Consider the following 21,038-nt stretch of genomic DNA (forward strand, 5'->3'; position numbering starts at 1 on the left):
ATGGAATTAATAAGACAGATATTTAGCACATCTAATAGACATAAGATTTGATTAGATATAGAGACAATAATTATTAAATTTTTTCATTTAAAGGGTTACATATCTCGAACTCTTTGTGAAAAGATAATAGTTAATTTAAGAATTCCTGCTTTCGAATTATTTGGTAATGTAAAGCAAGGAGAAGATGAATGGGCTTCATTCATCAAAATGCTTTATTCAGAAATGAAGTTTTTGGATAAAGAATTAATGGATTTTGCTTTATCTAGAGATAATTTTGTAGATATTGCTAATGTTTTGTGCTTAAATAAGGCAGGTAAAGAGGTAGAAAAGAAAGCGCTAGAGCTTAAAGATGTACTTAAGGAATTAGCACTTAAATACAAAGAATTACCTCAAATAGGAAGAACTCATGGCATGCATGCAGAGCCCACTTCTTTTGGTCATAAATATTTAGTTTATTATGCAGATATTGAAAGAGAACTTAAAGAGTTATCTAAAGCACTTAAAAAAACTAATTGTTTATGTGTAAATTACAATTGCTTATTTGATTCTTCTTTAGCAGTAGAATTACAAGATTTCTTAGCTAAATACTTAAAGATAGAGCTTACTGGCAATACTAATACTTCTCCTAAACATAAATACCAAAGATATCTTTCAGCTTTAAATGTAATGGCACAAAGTGTAGCAAGAATAATGGAAGATATGAAGTTATTAGAGAAAGTGGGAGAAGTAAGAATTAAAGATACTAGAGTTATTGCTTTAGCTAAAGTTATCCAAGGATATGCAAATATGGATTATTTGCAAGATAGTAAGTTGTTATTTGAAGTTATTAATAATTCTTATGAATTATTAGTAGATGCAATAGTAGCTTTAAGAGAATTAGAGGTTAATGAAGAAGTTATTAGAGCGAATATTGAATTAACTAAAGGAACTGTATTTTCAAATACAGTTATGTGTCATTTAATTAATAATGTGGATGATACTAGAGCAGATGTATTAAGGAATTTAAAAGAGATTTCAACTAGAACTGCTAATAATGACTATCCAAGCTTTGAAGAGGGATTAAAGTACTCTAAGTATTTTGAATATATTAATGATGAATTATTTGAGACTGAATATCACTTGAGATTTATGGATGAATTATATGAAAAGATTTTTGAGCCTTTAAGAGAGCAAGAGAATATAGACTTTTTTGTTAATTCTTTAGCTAAAGAATTGAATAAATTCTATTATTCAAAAGAATCTATATTAATAGTAGGCTTTTTTGAACGTACTTTAAAGTTTGTTGCTAAATTATTAAGTAAGCTTAAATTTCCTGTAAATTTAATTAATATAGAGTACGAATCTAAGTTACATCCTTTAGTAGTTAATAAGTTTAAGAATCAGAAGGTATTAATACTAGATTATTTTGTAGATGAAAAGACTTTATTACCTATATTAATTAGTAATTTAAAGAAGGTTGGAACTAAAGAAGTTAGGGTGTGTGCTTTGTACAAAGAAAATGATTTAAGTTGTGAGAATTTAATAAATTGATATGGCTCTTTATCTCATAATAGAAACAAGTCTTAATTTACCATTTAAGTCATACATAGGTTTTCATTTTCATCTAGAATAGCTTTTTGCTATTCCTTTTCACTTCATTTCGTGATAAGCACTACATTCCATAACTACTAACTTTCAATTCCTATTTCTGTTCATAAATGCAATCATTTTGTCATAATGTTCTCATCCATCTTTTTCGGCAAATAAAGCAGTAGGAGGTTCATTATCTAATAAACCATCCTCTATTTCATCATTCCTAGATACATAAGGGAAATTAGCAGTAATTATTTCAAAATTATTATTTCTTATGCACTCATATCAGTCTTCTGTAATTACAGTAGCTTTAAGTTTATGTTTAGTTAAATTCTTCTTAATATTCTCTGTGGCTTTTTCTGAAATATCTACTAAAGTAGCTTTCTTTAAATTATTTTCATTAGCTAATAAAACTGATATACCTACTACTCCCGTACCAGAACATAAATCAATATAGCTACTTTTCTTTAGTTCAGGGTTACTTTTGATTTGAGAATTAACATAATCAACCATTGATTCAGTTTCATGTCTTGGGCAGAATACATCATCTAGAAGAATAAATTCATGTTTACAAAAGAATACTTTACCTGTTACTCTTTCAATGGGCTTATTATTTTCTTGTACTTCTGTGTATAGCTTTTGATATTCATTAATATCAAAATCTACAGCTAAATCTTTATTCTTTTGATAGCTATTTAGATCCTTTACTGTTGGAGAAAGGTAATATATTAATTTGTAAGCACTAATATGAAAATTATGTTGCTCTATTATTTGTTTGAAAGTAAGTTTTTTCACTTTAAGTATTTTCAATAAATAATTGACTTAAATTTTCTTCTGCTTGCTTATTCAAAAGACTTTCATGTATTTCTGTAAGATTCCCACCTAGCATTATTTCGCTAAGTCTATTAATTGTTAAAGATACTCTATGGTCAGTAATTCTATTTTGGGGATAATTGTAAGTACGTATTTTTTCACATCTAAAGCCTTTTCCAATTTGTTTTCTAACTGTTTCTGATATCTCTTTATTTTGTTTCTCTTGCTCATATTCTCATAGTTTAGATCTAAGCATTTTCATAGCAAAACTTCTATTTTGAATTTGTGATTTTTCTTGTTGACAGGCTACTACTATACCAGTAGGTAAGTGTGTAATTCTTACTGAAGATTCAGTTTTATTTACATGTTGACCTCCAGCACCACTAGCTCTATAAACATCTATTCTTAATTCTGAAGGATCTATATTTATTTCAATATCATCTTGCTCTGGCATTACACTCACAGTAATAGTGGAAGTATGAACTCTACCTTTAGATTCAGTAGCAGGCACTCTTTGAACTCTATGTACTCCAGATTCAAATTTCATTTTGCTAAATACTTTATTTCCTGATAAAGAAAAAGCTAAGAAATATATTCCTACGGCATTTTCATGCATATCTAATATGTCAAGTTTTCAATTATTTAAATCTGCATATTTTTTGTAAGTATCAAATAAGTTTTCTACAAAAATAGCAGCTTCATCTCCTCCTGCGGCTGATCTCATCTCTATAATTACATTCTTTTCATCTAAGGGGTCTTCAGGAATTAGTAATTTCTTTAAATCTTGCTCTAAGTCAGCAATATTTTTCTTACTGATTTCTAGTTCTGATTGTGCTAGCTTTACAAACTCCTGATTACTTTCTTTTTTTATGATTTCATGACATTCCTCTAAGTTATTTAATTCTTTTTGGTAAATTAAGAATTGTTCAGAGATCTTGCTTATTTTTGATAGTTCTTTATTTAAATTTATTATTTCTTTACTGTCAGTTTCAGTCTCTAATTTTTTAGTGAGAAATTGGCATTTCTCATGTATGGATAATAGGGTTTTGTAAAGAGAATCTGAACTCAAAAAAGTCTAAACTCTTTTTTTGATATAGTTTTTTCCTGCTTCAAATTTACTTTTTAATTTTTCCACAGCACCAATAGTACGACTTAAATTAGTTTGACCTAAGTAAAAAGGATGACAATTAGAGCAAATATCTATATTAATAGTGTCTTCTGTATGAGCACTTAGAATTTCAAACTTTTTATTGCACGCAGTACAAGCAAAAGTAACTACTTTAGGTTCAAAAGGTAATTTCTTGCTCATTAGCCAAGAATCTTTTTAATCTCGTCTTTAATATTGTCAGAAAGAAGTGTTCCTACATGAGAAATTACATCACCAGCAAGAATTTGAGCTAATTTAGTTGTTGTTTCTAGAGAATATCCATGGAAGAAACCATATAGCAAACCAGCTACAAAGTAGTCTCCAGCACCACTAGTATCAGTAGGTTTTTCAACATCAGGAGCTCCAACAAATATCTTTTGTCCTTTTCAAAAAACTCAAGCTCCATACTTACCTAAAGTAACAATTAAACCAACGTATTTGCTGTCTGGACTATTGGTGCATAAAGTCTCCAAATAACTCAATAAATCCTCTACTTTATCAATACTAAATAATTTAAGAAATTCTTCATCATTACCAGCAATAATTTTTGCTTTATCTGAGAAATGTTTAATGTGTTCATAGTAAGAATTAACACAAAAAATATTGGAAAGACATAATATAACTCCTACACCTTTTTCTTCAGCTCTATTTAAGCAATTGTAAGCGTTTTGAATAAGATTTGGACTACCAAATTGATAGCCTTCCAGTAATAAATAGTCATATTCATCTATTACTGAGTAATTTACTTTTGAACAATCTAAAGCATGAGAAGTACCAAAAATGGCAAGCATTGTTCTTTGGGCATCAGGAGTAACTAGGATGAAAATTTGAGTAGTTGTACCACCAACTTTCATTAAACATCTATCTTCAACTCCGTAACTGATAAAGCTATCTCTAACTTGTCCGCCTCTTTCATCATCGCCGTATTGGCCCAACAAAGCCACTTTACCTCCTAAAAAACCAATTCCTTTTGCTACATTAGCCGCAGAACCACCACAATTAGCGGCAGCTAATGTTAAACTATCAGTAATTCTCTTTACTTCGGCAGGATCTTTAACGGGAGCAGAACCTTTTTCGATATTATTGTCTATTAATAATTGGTCATCTACAAATGCAAAGGCATCAAAAACAGGATCTCCTAAACAAAGTACAGACTTTTTCATTACTTATTTGATTTTATTAAATTTAAAATAAAAAACACAAAAGGAGAGTTTGCATGTTTCAAGAAGATAGGTCAGAAAACGAGTTACTTTTAAAGGTCAGAAAAGATATAGCCAGAAAACTAAATATTAATTTAAAGGAACCCCAACAACAAGAAAGAATAAATGCTTTATTCAAACTCTACAAAAAATATTCAGACCAAATTAGTGTTTGTGGTTCTATTTATTATGAAATTATGGAGTGTTGTGAAAAGTTAATAGGAATATATTTAGAGAAGCAAAAAAAGATAGATTTAATAATGGATGAGAAGATTGATACTCCTCTCAAGAAAATTAAATTAAGTAATGTAAATTTTCAGTTCAAGGAAATTATTAAAGATTTAGAGTCAAAGATATCTTTCAATAGACAATTACTTAATGCTTATGAGAGCAAATACATAAATAATGTAAATATTAGAGCTGATCATAGAATTAGGCTAAAGGAATTAGAGGATATTTGTTGGGATAATTGACTTAAAGCTTTAAGCGTTAATAGAGAATTAAGAAATACTATTATTGGTTTTGAAAATAGAAAAGCTTTATTAGCTCTTTCAAAAGCTTACATAGATTATTACATTTTTGTAGAGCTACATATGAAAGAGTGTTTTGAAGTAGTAAAGTCATTAAAGAAACAAGGTATAGTTGAATATTATGAGATATTAAGAAGATATGAGTTACCTGAAGATAAGAAAGTAGACTTTAAATTATTTCTTCAAAAAAAGATAGAGTCTAAATTAGCTGATGCTGTAGAGCTCAAAACATTATTTGGTTCTTATTTAAGTGCTAATTACAAAAATCTTGAGTCTGCTGTGTCAGATGTTAGATCTCAATTTAATAAAGATCAAAAAGAGATTATTTCAATTATTAATCACTACAAAAAATTCTTATTACAGAAGCAAGTAATATTCACTAATGAAGCAGAGAAACTAGTACTTTATTTAAAGAAAAGATATTCAGAAAAAATAGATTTACTTTGTTCCAGATTTCATATGCATAATTCTGAAGCTCAATTGGCTAATAAGTCTTTTGCTATTGAAGATTTGGAATTATTAAAGAAAGTTTTTTCAGAAGAGTTTGATATTCAACTCAATGGTTTGAAAGTTGAATACACACAACAATTAGCCCCAATGCTAGATAACTTTTGACATGTTGAAGAAATGATTAGTAAGAATTATGCATTGGATAGATCTTTATTGGAGGAGAAGTTAAGTGAAGTTAAGCAATTGAAAAATGTTAATTTAGATATTTTGATTAAGAAATTTAATGAAGAGAAACAACAAATTCAAGATGTGTTTGATAGGAAAATGGATTTAGTAGCTAATGTTAGCGCTCTTAATAATAAACAATTTCAAATCATTCTTGAACGCTTAAAGAAAGATTGTGAAATTGTTTGCGGTGAAATATTGAATTTAAATAATCGTTATTGGGTTAGGGCTAATGCAGAATTTAATTGTGAAGCAAGAAAGATATTAATAAGATTGAGGCATAAATATGCTCCTTGAGTAAAGTCATGAAAAAAAGCTAGTAATCCTTGAATGCATGAATATTTAATACTTAATATGAATCACGAAACACTTAAGGCAGTTGGAGAAGCGTTGGAGGGTTATTCGCCAGAATCAGAACTATACAAAAAAGCTTCTCAAGCTTTATTGCAGTATAGTGAAATAAGTAGGAAAATATATAAGGATAGGGATGATATGGAAGTAAAACAATTATTATTACTTAACCAAATACCTTCTCCAGATTTAAATGAATTATTAGTTGAATCTAATAAGAAATTGGAAGAATTAAGAAGGCATTATGAAAGTTATTGAAATAATTACAATCACTTCTATAATTCATTAAATAAATAAGTGAAATCAGCGATTAAGACAAAGAAACCTATTAAGTTTGGTAAGACCATACTAATTAATAGGCTTATGTATAGCGAAGGTACTAAACATTCTATTGCCGAAAACATAAAGAGACATAATCCAGAAATTACAGATGAGGCTTTAGAGCAAGAAGTTATGGCTCATATTAGGAGGGATAATCGTTACAATGCAGTGATGGACGAAGTGGCTAGTGCTTATGAATTTACAGTAGATGAAGAAGAAGTTAGTGAGAGAATAGCAGTTATGAAAGAAGAATATCCAGAAGGAAATGATGAAGCTTTCAGAAATTCTGTTTTGATCTCTATATACAAAAAATTAATTTATCAAGACTTAGCTAATGATTGGGAATTGCAAATAAGTGATGATGAAGTGCGGATTACTCTTGAGAGTTATTACAAATCTACTGGTAATCCAATTAGAGAATATTTAACTAATAGAGAAAGATTTGAAGAAGTTAGGGAGACATTAATTGAACAGGTGGTTACAGATCGTTTATTAAATGCTTTCAAAGTAGAATTTAATTTGGAAAGAGAAAATTAATTGAATTTAGTTATGATTTTTTGTATATAATTTATTTCTGATTATGCCTTACAAAATTGAAAGCGTTTTTGCATATGAAGTTTTAGATTCTAGAGGTAATCCTACTGTTGCTTGTATTGCTAAGATTTCAACAGGTTTATGAAGTAAGAAATTTTTCTCTGCTAAGGCTATGATTCCTTCTGGCGCTTCAACAGGAGAAAGAGAGGCACTTGAACTTAGAGATGATGACAAGGGTAGATATTTGGGGAAAGGTGTTAAGAAAGCAGTTCACTATGTTAACTACGTTATTGTTACTTCTTTAATTGAAAATAATATTGATCCTTCTGATCAAGAAAAATTAGACAAATTCCTAATTGAACTTGATGGTACTGAAAATAAATCTAGATATGGTGCCAATGCCATTTTGGCTGTTTCTTTAGCCGTTGCTAAAGCTATGGCAAAGGCAAAATCAATGCCTTTTTACCAATATGTAGCTTCTTTAATGGGTAATGCTTATCCATCTAAATATATATTGCCTTTACCAATGGTGAATGTTATTAATGGCGGAGAACATGCTGATAATACTCTTGATTTTCAAGAGTTTATGTTTATGCCGGTAGGTGCTGCTTCTATGCATGAGGCTGTACGTATTGCTAGTGAATGTTTTCACTCTCTACAAAAATGTTTGAAAGAAAAAGGAATGAATACTAATAAAGGTGATGAGGGTGGTTTTGCTCCGAACCTTAAAGATAATGATGAAGCTCTTAGTGTAATGATTTCTGCCATTGAAAGGGCTGGTTACAAACCGGGGGTTGTTAATGGTCAAGTGGCTTTAGCATTAGATGTAGCTGCTTCTGAACTTTATGATAAGGAAACAAAGATTTACAAGTTTAAAAAAGCTATTGCGGCTGGTTTAATGTCTGAAGAAGAGGGTACAAAAAATACTGAACAGATGGTAGCTTATTATGAGCAATTAGTAGAGAAATATCCAATTGTTTCTATTGAAGATCCTCTGGATGAAAGTGATTGAGATGGTTTTGCTGACCTTAATATAAAAATTGGAAATAAAGTGCAGATTGTAGGAGATGATTTATTTTGTACTAATCCAAAAATTACACAAGAAGGTGTTGATAAGAAAGTGGCAAATGCAGTGTTGGTGAAAATGAATCAAATTGGTACTATCAGTGAAACTATTAGGACAATTCAAATTGCTAAGAATGCTGGATGAACATGTATTCTTTCTCATAGATCTGGTGAAACTGAAGATACTTCCATTGCTGACTTGGCTGTTGGTTCTTCTGCCGGTCAAATTAAGACTGGCTCTATGTCTAGGTCTGAGCGTATTGCAAAATATAATAGATTGTTAGAGATTGAAATTGAATTGACTGCAGCCAATTCGGTATTTTATGGTTTAAATAGTTTATTCAGTTTAGATTTTAATAATACTCAGTTATTCAAGGTAGCTTCAGCTGACTCTGCGGTTGTTACTGATTCATCTGAAACATCTAATGTTGAGGAGGAACCTTATACTACAAGGAATGATTCTCTAGAATTTGAAGCTCAAGCTGAAATGGAAACTCCTGAAGAATCTGAAAATGAGGAAGGAGATAAGTAGGTGTACTTATTCTTTTTTCCATTAAATTCTTAAGATGGAAAGCAAGAAGCTTGCTGTTTTAACGTCAGGTGGAGATTCGCCTTCTATGAATGCGGCTATTTTTGGTTTTACTGTTGCTGCTAATTTAGAGGGTTATAAAGTTTATGCTGTTATTGATGGCTACAAGGGTTTGATTAATTCAAATTTTCAAGAAATTAAGATTGCAGATTTTAGGGAGAAGATATATTTACCTGGTACAGCAATCGGATCTAGTAGATGTTTGGAATTTAGAGATGATCCTTCTACTAGAGAGAAATCAGTAGAAAATTTAAAGAGAGAGGGTTTTAAAGCTTTGTTTGTTATTGGGGGAGATGGTTCTTACAAAGGTGCTAATTTAATACAAAAATTGGGTTTTCCAGTAGTGGTTGCTCCAGGCACTATTGATAATGATGTGGCTTCTAGTCATTACACTATTGGTTTCTTTTCTGCCTTACAAGAAATAGTAGATGCCGTTAAGAAAATAAGAGCTACTTCTGAATCTCATTCTCAGGTTACTTTTGTGGAAGCTATGGGAAGGGATTGTTTTGATTTAACTGTAGCCGCTGGTTTAGCTATGATGGCAGATTATGTAATTACTAATAAGAATCCTAAAGTAGCTTCGGAATTAATCGAGATTGTGCAAGATATGATTTCTAGAGGAAAGAAAGGTATAGTTATTTTAGTTACTGAAAGAGTTTATGGTGAGAAATTTGGTTATGGTTTGCCTTCATTACCAGAATTATGTGCGGAAATTGAGAAAGCAGTAGGAAGACAAGTTAGATCTAGTGTTTTGGGATATATTCAAAGAGGTGCTGAACCTACATCTTGAGATCTTTATGTGGCACAAAGATTTGGACAAAGAGCTTTTGAACATGTAAAAAGCGAGAATATGGGAGTGTCTATTGGCTTTAATGGATATGATTTTTATTCAACTCCTATTTCTGATGCAGTGACACTAAGTAAAAATTCTTCTATAGATGTGGTAGAATTCGTTAATTCTATATATAAGTTATAGAATATGAAATACCTGTTTAAGAATACTAAGATAGTTTCTACTTTTGGTCCAGCCATTACTAAAGGTTTTAATACAGAGGCTGATAGAACAAATCCTGCTTTAGCTGATTCTTTATCCGAAGTATTAGCAACTATTAATGAACTTATTTATTCTGGTATTAACTGTGTAAGATTTAATTTTTCTCACGGTTCTACAGAAGAACAGTTGATTCGATCCAAACTTATTGGAATGGCACAAGAGAAAATTATTGCGGCCCAAACGGGCAATAAATATAGATTTGTAAGGCCTATAGTATTTATGGCCGATACTAAGGGTCCTGAAATTAGAGTTTACAAAATGGAAGCTTCTGAAGGTGTGGTTTATGAAATTGGAGATGAAATAAATATTTATTGTATTGAAAAGGTTGTAGGGAATAAAGATGGTTTTTCTGTACTTGACTCTACTGGTAGATACAATATGGCAAATGACTGTGTAGTAGGGAATACTATTTTAGTAGAGGATGGTAAGCTTAGTTTAGAGATATTGGAGGTTAATAAAGATAAAGGGTTAGTAAAGGTTAGAGTGAAGAATAGGCATATTCTTAAAGCTAATAAGAGAATTAATCTGCCTGGTGCTGATTATTCTATGGATTTTTTAAGCGAAAAAGATATTTCTGATATCAAATTTGCTGTTGATAATGGTTTTGAGTACATTGCTCTTTCATTTGTAAATTCAAAGGAGAATATTCAGGATGTTAAAAAATTAATTCTTTCCTATTCAAAAGAAAAAGCTGTTACTTCAAATTTAAGAGTTATTTCAAAAATTGAAACTCTTAAATCTTGTGAAAATATTGATGAAATAATTGATGAGTCTGACGCAATTATGATTGCTAGAGGTGATTTAGGGCTTGAAATTCCTTATTATCAAGTGCCTTATTGAACTAAAGAAATTATTAAGCGTTGTAGATTGAAAAATAAACCTGTAATTGTTGCTACTCAAATGCTTGACTCTCTTGAAAAGAATGTGGTGCCTACAAGAGCAGAAGTTAGTGATGTTTATAGAGCCGCCGAATTGGGCTCTGACTGCACCATGCTTTCTGGTGAAACTGCTCAAGGGTTATTTCCTGTAATAGCTGTTAAAACTATGTGTGAAATTGTTTATGAGTCTGAAGGACGTTTCGATAATGAAAGGGCTTTAGCTCAATTTAAAGAAAATAGTTTGCTTAAATTTTCTCCTAATACTAAGAAGTTATGTGAAGATTTAATGAAAATGCTGGCTACTAATGATGATATTGGAGCTGTATTGACTATGTCAGGGACTGTTACAGAAGAATTTATGGAAGCTGTTGCAGCTATGCGTCTTGAAATTCCTTTATTTAATTTCATAAAAACTGAGAAATTAGAATCTGCTTGTGCAATAGCTAGTTTTTCTTGCCCTATCTATAGAGCAACTAGACTTGAATTAGCTACTGCTTTACATAGATCTATTAATCCTGTATTTACTGAAGGACTTTTTTCTTCTGCTGATTTACCTGCTATATTTAAAGAATTTCATTCTTTCTTTGTTAAGGGAAGCTTTTTTAATAAAAAAGTTGTTTACTTAGATGGTGGCACCTGAAGGGTTTAGGAATGAGAGTTGGGGGGTATAGGGTTAATAGTTTTAGTCCAATAGTTAATAGGTTAGATTTTTCAAAAGTATCCTCACCAAATTTTACTGCACCGGACCTTAAGGGTGTTCAACTAGGAGCTTATACTAGATTTATTAATGGTGGTTTATTTGATGCTCTTAAGACTTTCTTTCCTATTTATTCTCATACCAAGAATACTTCTTTACATTTAGAAGATGTTATTCTTGTTCCGCCTGATATTTCTGAAAATGAAGCTCTAGAAAAAGGTAAGAATTTTCAATATTCAGTTAGATTAGTTATTAAATTAGTAAGTCATCTTTCTAAGGGTAGTGAGAAGACTTCTGTAGAGAATGTTTTTTTAGGTAATTTACCTGCTCTTACTTCTAGATCTAATTACATTATTAATGGTATTGAGAAGTTTATTATTAGCCAGATAGTTAGAGCTCCGGGAGCATATATACTTCCTAAGTCTCAAATTAAACTGTCTAACTCTAAGAAGAGAGTTCAAGAAGGTACTATATGTGAATTACTTCCCTTGAGGGGAATTTTGATGCTTTTCAATTATCAAAAAGAGAAAATTAAGATTTCAGCCAAAAATAATCTTGGAGATAACTTAATTCAATTTCCTTTAACTACTTTACTTAAAGCTTTTGGTTTTTCAGAAAAAGATATTATGGAAGCTTTTGATGGAGCCGGTTATATGCAAAACACTTTAGATGGCGAAGACTTCAGGCATAGAGATATTATTTTGTCTGATGGGCCCTATATGAAATGATTTGAATCACAAGTAGTTTCAGTTAAAGACTTTGATAAATGATTAGAGGAATCGCAAGAGAGTATTTATTATAGATTGAATTCTTTATCTTATGAATATCACGAGAAATATTGGAAGAAGTCTCATGAGAATTTATTAAATAATTTGAAAATAGCGGCAGCTGCTAATAATACTGATGAATATGAAATTATTAAAGTTACACTTGAAAAAGAGATAGATAAAGCAAAGACTTTACTTGAATCTATTACAGTTGAATGAATATGTCAATATTTGGTTAGGGAGATAGGTATTTCTTTTGATGCCCCTTCTTATAAAGTAACTTCTTTTCAAGAATTATTATGAGCTTATTTTTTTGAAAAGAATTATTACGATATTGGCAAAGCAGGGAGATACAAATTAGATCATAAACTTTCTTTAACTCATAGAATTTTTCAAAAAGTAATAGCTCAAGATATTCTTTCTGTTGATGGTGAAGTGGTCTTTCCTAAGGGCACTTTCATGTCTAGAGATAAAGTACTAAAGTTTGACGAATTAGCTCGTCAAAGAAAATTAAAGATTCTTAAGACTGTCACTATTTCTTATCCTCCTAAGAATTTTCCTAATTCTGAAAGGGATGCAAAAGTTGAGATAGAGGAATTATTGATTTATAGAACTCACGCTCAAGATTCTTCAGTAATTAAGTTAATGGGAACCCCAAGATTTATTGGGGTTGATAATAGAATATTTATTTCTGACATTATTGCTATTGTTTCTTACATTACTAATATGGAGAATGAAGTAGGGAATTATGATGATATTGACCATTTAGGAAATAAGCGTCTTAAATTAGTAGATGAATTATTGCAAGCAAGAATTCAAGTGGCTATGGCAAGAATTGTTAGATTCTCTACTGAGAGAATGAATAGCATGGAAGCTAAGATTAACTATGCTGTATTACGTGATTCTGCAGATACTGATTTTTCTATTAAATCTTTAGTTAATACTAAACCTTTCCAAATAGTTGTTAAGGAGTTTTTTAATTCACATCAGCTTACGCAGTTCCTAGATCAACAAAATCCTCTTTCTGAACTTACAAATAAACGAAAGATTTCAGCTATGGGTCCAGGTGGTATTAAGCGTGAAGATCCTAACTTGAATATTCGTGATGTTCACTATTCTCATTATGGAAAAATTTGTCCTATTGAAACTCCTGAAGGTATGAATATTGGTCTTATTATGGCATTAGCTTCTTTTGCTCAAATAGATGAATATGGCTTTTTTGTTACTCCTTATTACAGAGTAGATAATGGAAAAGTTACAGATGAGATACGTTGGATGTCTGCGGTGCAAGAAGAGAATTATGTGATGTCAGAAGCTAATGTGCCTAGGGATGAGAATGGTAATTTAAGTGGGGTTGTTACAGCCAGATATCGGGATTCTGTTGAGAGTGTAGATCCTAAAATGGTAGATTATTTAGATGTTGCTTGTCATCAATTAGTTTCTGTTTCCGCCTCTTTAATTCCTTTTCTAGAACATAATGATGCTAACAGGGCATTGATGGGATCTAATATGCAAAGGCAGGCTGTGCCTTTATTGAAGCCTTATTCTCCTATTGTTGGTACTGGTGTTGAATATAAAATAGCTACTGATTCTGGGTTATCTATATTAGCTAAAGGGGATGGCGAAGTAAAGGAAGTTGGGGATAAGTATATTAAAGTTAAGTATGATGATGGTAAATTAGGAGAAGAGGAGTTAGAGCTTTATAAATTTGAGAGATTTAATCAGAATACTTGTAAGAATCAATATCCATTAGTAAGGCCTAAACAAAAAGTTAAATTTAAAGATGTACTAGCTAATGGCCCTGCCATGCAAAATGGCGAGTTAGCTTTGGGACAAAACTTATTAGTAGCCTTTACTACTTGAATGGGCTACAACTATGAGGATGCTATTATCCTTTCTTCTAGATTAATTGAAGAAGACGTTTATACATCCATACATATTCAGGAACATAGTATTGAATGTATGAGAACTAAGATTGGTGATGATGAAATAACAAGACAAATAGTAGGGGCTTCTGATCAAGAAAAGAGATATTTAGATGAAGATGGAATAATTATGATTGGGGCCGAAGTTAAAGAAGGAGATATATTAGTAGGTAAAGTATCACCTTTAGCTACTACAGAACAGACTTCAGAGGAGAAGTTATTGCAAGCTATTTTTGCAGAAAAAGTTAAATCCGTAAGAGATACTTCATTACGTGTTCCTTCTGGCGGTGGCGGGGTGGTTACAAAAATAATGAGATTATCTATTTATAAAGGGGATAAATTAGACGATGATGTTATTGAAGTAGTTAAAGTCTTTATTACTCAAAAGAGAAAAATTCAAGTGGGCGATAAGATGGCCGGTAGACACGGTAACAAAGGTATAGTTTCAAAAATAGCTTTAATGGAAGACATGCCTTATTTAGAGGATGGTACTCCTGTAGATATTATTCTTAATCCTTTAGGTGTACCTTCTCGTATGAATATTGGGCAAGTATTAGAAACTCATTTAGGTTTTGCTGCTAGAAAATTAGTATTCAAAAAGCTGTTAGAGTTTTATTTTGCTTCAAATAAAGAATTAGCTACCGCTTTGTTTGGTATAGATACTGATACTGTTGATAGATTATTCAAAATAACTAAGGAGTATTTAGAGTCTAAGAATATTAAGACCTTTGAAGAAAGTAAACAATTAAAGAATATAGACTTTAGTATTATTCTTTCTAGAACTGGGCTTAAAGAAGATGATTTAAATATTAAAGTAGCAACACCTATATTTTCAGGAGTAAATAATGAAGATTTAGTTTCAATAATGAAAGATGCAGATATAGATCCAGAAAATAATAATGGTAAATTTACTTTAATAGATGGAAAAACTGGAGAGAAGTTTAAGCATCCTATTACTGTAGGAATAATTTATATGCTTAAACTTGATCATATGGTAGATGATAAGATTTATGCACGTTCTGTTGGTCCTTATTCTAAGATTACTCAACAGCCATTAGGTGGTAAATCTCAAAATGGTGGACAAAGATTTGGAGAAATGGAAGTGTGAGCTCTTGAGGCTTATGGTGCTGCTTACAATTTAAGAGAATTATTAACTATTAAGTCTGATGATATTCAATCAAGGCAATTTATTTTTTCTTCTATAATTAAAAATCAACCGTTACCTTCTCCTAATATACCTGAGTCCTTTAAACTGCTAGTAAAAAAACTAGAAGGAGCTTGTTTAAAAATTAATGTTCAGTATGGGGATGAAAATAAATTCATAAATTGTCATGAATTTATTGAACGTCAATTGAGTAGAGAGTTAGAAAAGGATAGTTCTATGATGTTTTCAGATAAAAAATAATGGCAAGATCGGATTTTAGAAATACTAATACGGCTAAAGCCCAAAAAAAGAATGGTAATGAATTTAGTATTAAGGCTCTTCAAATCTCGTTAGCAGCTCCTGAATATATACGTTCTTTATCTAAAGGGGAAGTAACTACTTTTGAAACTATTAATTACAAAACACTTAAACCTGAGAAGAATGGATTGTTTTGTGAATCTATTTTTGGGCCTATTAAAGACTATGAGTGTTCTTGTGGCAAGTACAAACAAGTTAAATACAAAGGTAAGAGATGTGAGAAGTGTAAAGTATGTATTACGCAGTCTTTAGTACGGAGAGACTGGATGGGCCATATTGAGTTGGCTTGTCCTGTAGCCCACATATGAATGACAAAGGAATTACCTTTGCCCGCCAAAATATCTTTGATTTTGGGTATTAAATACAAACATGTTGAAGAAGTGGTATATTTTGTTAACTATATTGTTCTTGATCCTGGACATTTATTAATTGATGAAAAGCCAATATTCTCAGAACTTGAAATTATTGATGTTTCAAGCTCTAAGAATTCGGTAATTTCATTATCCAAATTAAGAACGCTCTTAAGAACTATTTATGAGGGTATTCAGAAGGAACATCCAGAAACATTTCAAACTGATTTAAATTATCAACAAGGTAGAGCTTATTACAAAGCTTTATCAAGTTCAAACTTGCCATTTTCTATTATGGACATGTTTGAATATTTAGAGAAACATACTGGACTTAAAGTAGGCATTGGAGCGGAAGCTATTTATGATTTACTTAAGAAAATAGATTTAGACAGCTTAGAGTACAAACTTAATCAAGAAATTAATCTTAATTTTCAACATGGTGTAAATTATCAAGATCCTAAAATAAGAAAGATATTATCAAGGTTACAAGTAATTAGATGATTTAAAGAATCTAAGAATAGACCGGAATGGATGATTTTGAAAGTTATTCCGGTAATTCCTCCTGATTTAAGACCTATTATCCAGCTATCTGGAGGTCGTTTTACTTCTTCTGATATTAATACTTTCTATAGACGTATTATTGTAAGGAATGATAGATTAGCAAGAATACTTAAATTAAATGTTGCGCATATTATTTCAAACAATGAAAAGAGAATGTTGCAAGAGGCTGTTGACTCTTTGATTGATAACTCTAGTAGAAAAAGACCTTTAACGGCGAGAGATAGACATCCTCTTAAATCTATTACTGACCATCTTAAAGGTAAGCAGGGTTTATTTAGACAAAATCTTCTAGGTAAGAGAGTTGACTATTCTGGACGTTCTGTAATTGTTGTGGGTCCAGAATTGAAAATGTATCAAGTAGGGCTACCTATCTTAATGATATTGGCTCTATTTAAACCATTCATTATTAGTGAACTTATTAAGAAAACAGATGATTTTGGAGTAGAGAAAACCCCTATTGCTCCAAATATTAAGACTGCTTCTAAGATGATATTAGAGCAGGATGATGAGATATGACCAGTAGTACATAAAGTTATTAGAGAAAGACCAGTACTTTTAAATAGGGCGCCTACTTTGCATAGGTTAGGTATTCAAGCTTTTGAGCCTATATTAGTGGAAGGTAAAGCTATTTGTTTACATCCATTAGTAACTACAGCTTTCAATGCTGACTTCGACGGTGACCAAATGGCTGTTCACTTACCTTTATCTTCTGAAGCAGTACATGAAGCAAGATCAGTATTATTAGCTCCTTGACAAATTTTAGGTCCTAAGGATGGTAAGCCTATAGTTACTCCTTCCCAAGATATGGTATTAGGTATTTATCATTTGACTACTGAGGATAAAGCTGAGAAAGGTACAGGAATGTTATTTTCTTCTCCCGAGGAAGTAATACATGTTTATCAAATAGGCGGAGTAGATTTAAACGCTATTATTGCCATAAGTACTAACAGTTTTGGCACTAAACGTTTTCCTAAAGAAGGAATATTAATTACTACACCAGGTAAGATTATCTTTAATGCTCACTTGCCTGCTAGTTACAAATTTGTAAATCAAAGTAAGGGTATGTGGGTAGATGAAGCAGATATTCTTGATCCTAGAGTAGATAGATTTGAGTTTATTGAGAAATATCAAGAGAAAGAACCATTTGCAAAAAATATTATTTCAAAATTAATTGAAGATTTGCATGACAATTACACTTGTCAAGAATTAGCTCCTATTTTAGACTCTATTAAGAATTTAGGTTTTGAATATTCTACTAAGTCATGTACTACTATTTCAGCTTTTGATGTGCCTAAATTTGTAGAGAAATATTCATTAATTGAAGAGGCTGATAAATTGGTTGAACAACAAAAGAGATTCTTTAAGAAAGGATTAGTAACTAGTGATGAAAAGTACAAAAATGTTATTGCTATTTGATCTTCTGTAAAGGACAAAGTATCTGATCAAATTAAGAATTTATTAAGTGGGGCTGAATACAAAAATAATCCTATAGTTATTATGGCTAAATCAGGTGCCCGCGGTAATGTCTCTAACTTTATTCAATTGTCAGGTATGAGGGGTTTAATGAATAAGTCCTATAACTATGACCAAAACGCTGATACTAAAGTAATTAGAGATATTATTGAAGTGCCTATCAAGCACTCTTTCATTGAAGGATTAAGTGTTATTGAATATTTCAATTCTTCATATGGTGCGAGAAAAGGTATGACTGATACCGCTATGAAAACAGCTAAATCTGGTTACACTACTAGAAAATTAGTAGATGCAGCACAAGAAGTAATTGTTAAAGTACATGATTGTGGATCTAATAAAGGTTTATTAATTGAAGAAATTAGAGATAGTGAACATGCTTTTCCTATTAAGACTCTAAGAGACAGAATACTTTACAAATGTGCGCATGTAGATGTATTACATCCGGAAAGTGGCGAAGTGATAGTGCCCGCTAATGAAGTAATTACTAAAGAGTTAGCTAGGAAGATTGAAGAAGCCGGTATTAAACAAGTTCAAGTTAGATCTGTATTACATTGTCGTTTGAAACAAGGGGTATGTCAAAGATGTTTTGGTTATGACTTAACAACTAAGAAATTAATTGATATAGGAACTTCTATTGGGGTTATTGCAGCTCAGTCAGTAGGTGAGCCAGCTACTCAGCTTACCATGAGAACCTTCCACTCTGGTGGTGTAGCTGGGGAAGCTAATATTTCTCAAGGGTTTGAAAGACTTAGACAGTTATTGGAAATTGTTGCTCCTAAGAAATGAGAAACTGCTGTTATTTCAGAAATAAATGGTACTGTGGAAAGTATTGAAATTAAAGATGATGAAAAAGTAGTGACTGTTGTTAATGATATTAATAGGAGAGAGTATTCCGTGGATTTAAACTTGCCTGTATTAGTGAAAAAAGGTCAAAAAGTTAATTTTGGAGATAGATTATGTGGCGGTTCTATAGATTTAAAGAAATTATTAGAAGTTTCAGGAATTGAGGCAGTAAGACAATATATAGTTCAAGAAATTCTAAAAGTTTATTGAATTCAAGGTATCGATATTTCTGAGAAATATATTGAGATAGTAGTAAGGCAATTAACTTCTAGATTGAAAATTCTTTCTCCTAATGATTCTAAGTGAGCTATGAATGAAGTGGTGGATTACACCACTTTTGCACAAGAGTGTACTAAATATTTATTGGATGGAAAGACACCTCCTATAGCTGTAAATATTATTTTTGGATTGGAAGAAGTACCAGAAAAAACAAATTCTTTCTTAGCAGCTGCTTCATTCCAAGATACAAAGAAAATTTTGACAGATGCTTGTGTTAAAGGTCAAATTGATTACTTAAATTCTCTAAAAGAAAATATTATGGTAGGTAATTTAATTCCTGCTGGTACTGGATTGAAAACATCTGAAGAAGTAATACAAGATGAAAATTCTCATGATGTCTTTAATTACTAAATGAGAGTTTTGGCTTTAGATATAGGTAGTAAAAAAACTGGCATAGCACTTTCTTCTCTAAATCAAGAAATAATCTTTCCTTTAAATAAATTAGTTCTTAAAGAATTTAAAGGTAACTTATTCTTTGAAATGCTTAAGAAGCAATTAAATAGAGTTTGAGAAGAAATAGATACAGTAGTAATTGGGAAAGTTAATCAAGATAATGCCATTGCCGACTTAATTGACCAAGTTACAAGACTTCTTAAAGCTTGGACTAATTGAGAAGTTATTCTAATTTCTGAGACTAATAGTACTGTAGATAGTAGAGCTTTATTAAATAGAGCTGGCTATAGAGGTAAAAAAAAAGCAAATAAAGTAGACTCTTATGCAGCTTTATTATTCTTATTTGATTTTTTCAAAACAGAAGTATTAGTTAATTTTTAATGAAGATACTAGATAGCGGTATTGAAGAAAAGTATATTAATTTAACTATAGAGGCAGATCCTAATTGTTTTAGGAATATTTATCTTAAGCACTTTAATGCCCTTTCCAAAAAACTAAATATTCCTGGCTTTAGGAAAGGGCATGCACCTTTGCCAATGGTGCTTAACTATATTAAATCTAGAGGTTATGCAGAATCTGAACATAAACATGTGGCCCATAAAGTAATAGATCACGAAGTGGAGCATTTAAGTGGTGAGTGGGAAGAAAAAATATTTGGAAAGCAAATTGATTGTGAAGTTAAAGAGTTAGATGTAAATAAGAATTTATTAGTATTTTCTGCAAAATTTGAAAAAGTACCAGAAGTAATTTTAGATAATTATGACCAAATAGGCACTTGAATTGAGCCTAAATCACTTGATAATCTTTTTTGAACTTCTCCTAAAGAATTACCAGTAGAGAAAGATGATGTGGCAGTGGTTAGTGTATTAGCGAAAGATAGAGAAGGTAAAGTAGTAGATGAATATAGTTATGACTATTTAGAAATTGATTTAACTACTACTAAACTTCCTAATCCTATTGTGGAGGCTATTTTGACATTAGAGAAAGAGCCAAAAATAATTAAATGAAATGAGTTAGATTTAGAGTTACGTTTATTAGCTTGTGTAAGTAAGAGAGAGATTACTCCTGAATTACTTAAAGAATTAGCATTTCCTGAAACAAATAATATAGACCAATTCAAGAATCTTATTAAATCTCAATGAGAACTGCATAATATTGCTGGAGAACATAGGAGAGTACTTAAGTGAATTCTTTCGCCTAAAAATATTTTGGAGCCTATGCCAGTAGAGACTTTAAGAGTTGAAAGTTATAAAGTTTTACAGTTAGCCCATAAAAAAGGAAATACGAGACTTAAGTTTGAAGATGTATTATTTGAACATGTAAAAAATCTTAAGATCTCTTTCGTACTTAATGCATTAGCTAAGAAAGAGAACATGGTGCTTGATGAAGAAGATCAGTCTATTTATTTTAGAGAGCTTGAAGAGAGGCCTAGTTTATATGGACATAAATCGCCCGAAGAAGTCTTTGCATTACCTAAAGAGGAGTTGGACGCACATGTATTGCAATTTAAAGCCTTTAGGTTCCTTCAGACTAAATTATTTTTTAGCAGTTAAATGTTTG

14 protein-coding genes are annotated in these 21,038 nt (G+C 31.1%); 10 read left to right on the plus strand and 4 right to left on the minus strand.

Annotation, left to right across the window (positions count from 1 at the left end):
* Positions 1-1,566, plus strand: coding sequence for a lyase family protein (locus tag A6V39_RS03115; RefSeq protein WP_187150187.1), 1,566 nt, complete (start codon positions 1-3; stop codon positions 1,564-1,566).
* Here A6V39_RS03115 and A6V39_RS03120 read toward each other — a convergent pair.
* From A6V39_RS03120 to A6V39_RS03135, 4 genes are read right to left on the minus strand one after another with little or no spacing between them, the layout of a single operon-like run.
* Positions 1,540-2,382: a HemK family protein methyltransferase gene (locus A6V39_RS03120; RefSeq protein ID WP_245633505.1), complete on the minus strand. Its 843-nt coding sequence runs from the start codon at positions 2,380-2,382 to the stop codon at positions 1,540-1,542. The two genes, A6V39_RS03115 and A6V39_RS03120, sit on opposite strands and share 27 nt — an antisense overlap.
* Positions 2,369-3,454 carry a peptide chain release factor 1 gene (gene prfA / locus A6V39_RS03125; protein WP_187150188.1) on the minus strand — a complete coding sequence of 362 codons (1,086 nt, stop codon included), beginning with the start codon at positions 3,452-3,454 and terminating at the stop codon, positions 2,369-2,371. Before prfA ends, A6V39_RS03120 begins: the two co-directional genes overlap by 14 nt.
* A gap of 6 nt (positions 3,455-3,460) precedes the next feature.
* Complete coding sequence (rpmE, locus tag A6V39_RS03130) at positions 3,461-3,694, minus strand: 50S ribosomal protein L31 (protein ID WP_187150189.1); 234 nt, start codon at positions 3,692-3,694, stop codon at positions 3,461-3,463.
* Complete coding sequence (locus tag A6V39_RS03135; protein ID WP_187150190.1) at positions 3,694-4,695, minus strand: adenosine kinase; 1,002 nt, start codon at positions 4,693-4,695, stop codon at positions 3,694-3,696. The genes rpmE and A6V39_RS03135 overlap by 1 nt, the downstream gene beginning before the upstream one ends.
* 53 nt (positions 4,696-4,748) lie before the next feature.
* Here A6V39_RS03135 and A6V39_RS03140 point away from each other — a divergent pair, with 53 nt between their 5' ends.
* Genes A6V39_RS03140 through A6V39_RS03180 form a run of 9 tightly spaced genes read left to right on the plus strand, consistent with a single transcriptional unit; the run spans position 4,749 to position 21,031 of the window.
* Positions 4,749-6,584 (plus strand): hypothetical protein, encoded by a 1,836-nt coding sequence (locus A6V39_RS03140; RefSeq protein WP_187150191.1) that lies wholly within the window; start codon positions 4,749-4,751, stop codon positions 6,582-6,584.
* Positions 6,585-7,145, plus strand: a complete 561-nt coding sequence (locus A6V39_RS03145; protein WP_187150192.1) for an MPN555 family protein chaperone — start codon at positions 6,585-6,587, stop codon at positions 7,143-7,145.
* 43 nt (positions 7,146-7,188) lie between these two features.
* Positions 7,189-8,739, plus strand: coding sequence for a phosphopyruvate hydratase (gene eno / locus A6V39_RS03150; protein WP_187150193.1), 1,551 nt, complete (start codon positions 7,189-7,191; stop codon positions 8,737-8,739).
* 34 nt (positions 8,740-8,773) lie between these two features.
* Positions 8,774-9,772 (plus strand): ATP-dependent 6-phosphofructokinase, encoded by a 999-nt coding sequence (locus A6V39_RS03155; RefSeq protein WP_187150194.1) that lies wholly within the window; start codon positions 8,774-8,776, stop codon positions 9,770-9,772.
* A 3-nt stretch (positions 9,773-9,775) separates the two neighbouring features.
* Positions 9,776-11,377, plus strand: coding sequence for a pyruvate kinase (gene pyk, locus A6V39_RS03160; protein ID WP_187150195.1), 1,602 nt, complete (start codon positions 9,776-9,778; stop codon positions 11,375-11,377).
* Positions 11,378-11,379: 2 nt separating this feature from the next.
* Positions 11,380-15,522 (plus strand): DNA-directed RNA polymerase subunit beta, encoded by a 4,143-nt coding sequence (gene rpoB, locus A6V39_RS03165; RefSeq protein WP_187150196.1) that lies wholly within the window; start codon positions 11,380-11,382, stop codon positions 15,520-15,522.
* Positions 15,522-19,436, plus strand: a complete 3,915-nt coding sequence (gene rpoC / locus A6V39_RS03170; protein WP_187150197.1) for a DNA-directed RNA polymerase subunit beta' — start codon at positions 15,522-15,524, stop codon at positions 19,434-19,436. The genes rpoB and rpoC overlap by 1 nt, the downstream gene beginning before the upstream one ends.
* Entirely contained in the window at positions 19,437-19,859 is a 423-nt protein-coding gene (gene ruvX / locus A6V39_RS03175) for a Holliday junction resolvase RuvX (RefSeq protein WP_187150198.1), read from the plus strand. It abuts the gene before it with no gap.
* Positions 19,859-21,031 carry a trigger factor gene (locus A6V39_RS03180; RefSeq protein WP_187150199.1) on the plus strand — a complete coding sequence of 391 codons (1,173 nt, stop codon included), beginning with the start codon at positions 19,859-19,861 and terminating at the stop codon, positions 21,029-21,031. The genes ruvX and A6V39_RS03180 overlap by 1 nt, the downstream gene beginning before the upstream one ends.
* Positions 21,032-21,038: the final 7 nt, after the last annotated feature.

The organism is Candidatus Mycoplasma haematobovis (assembly GCF_001645765.1).
Lineage (GTDB): Bacteria > Bacillota_I > Bacilli_A > Mycoplasmatales > Mycoplasmoidaceae > Eperythrozoon_B > Eperythrozoon_B haematobovis.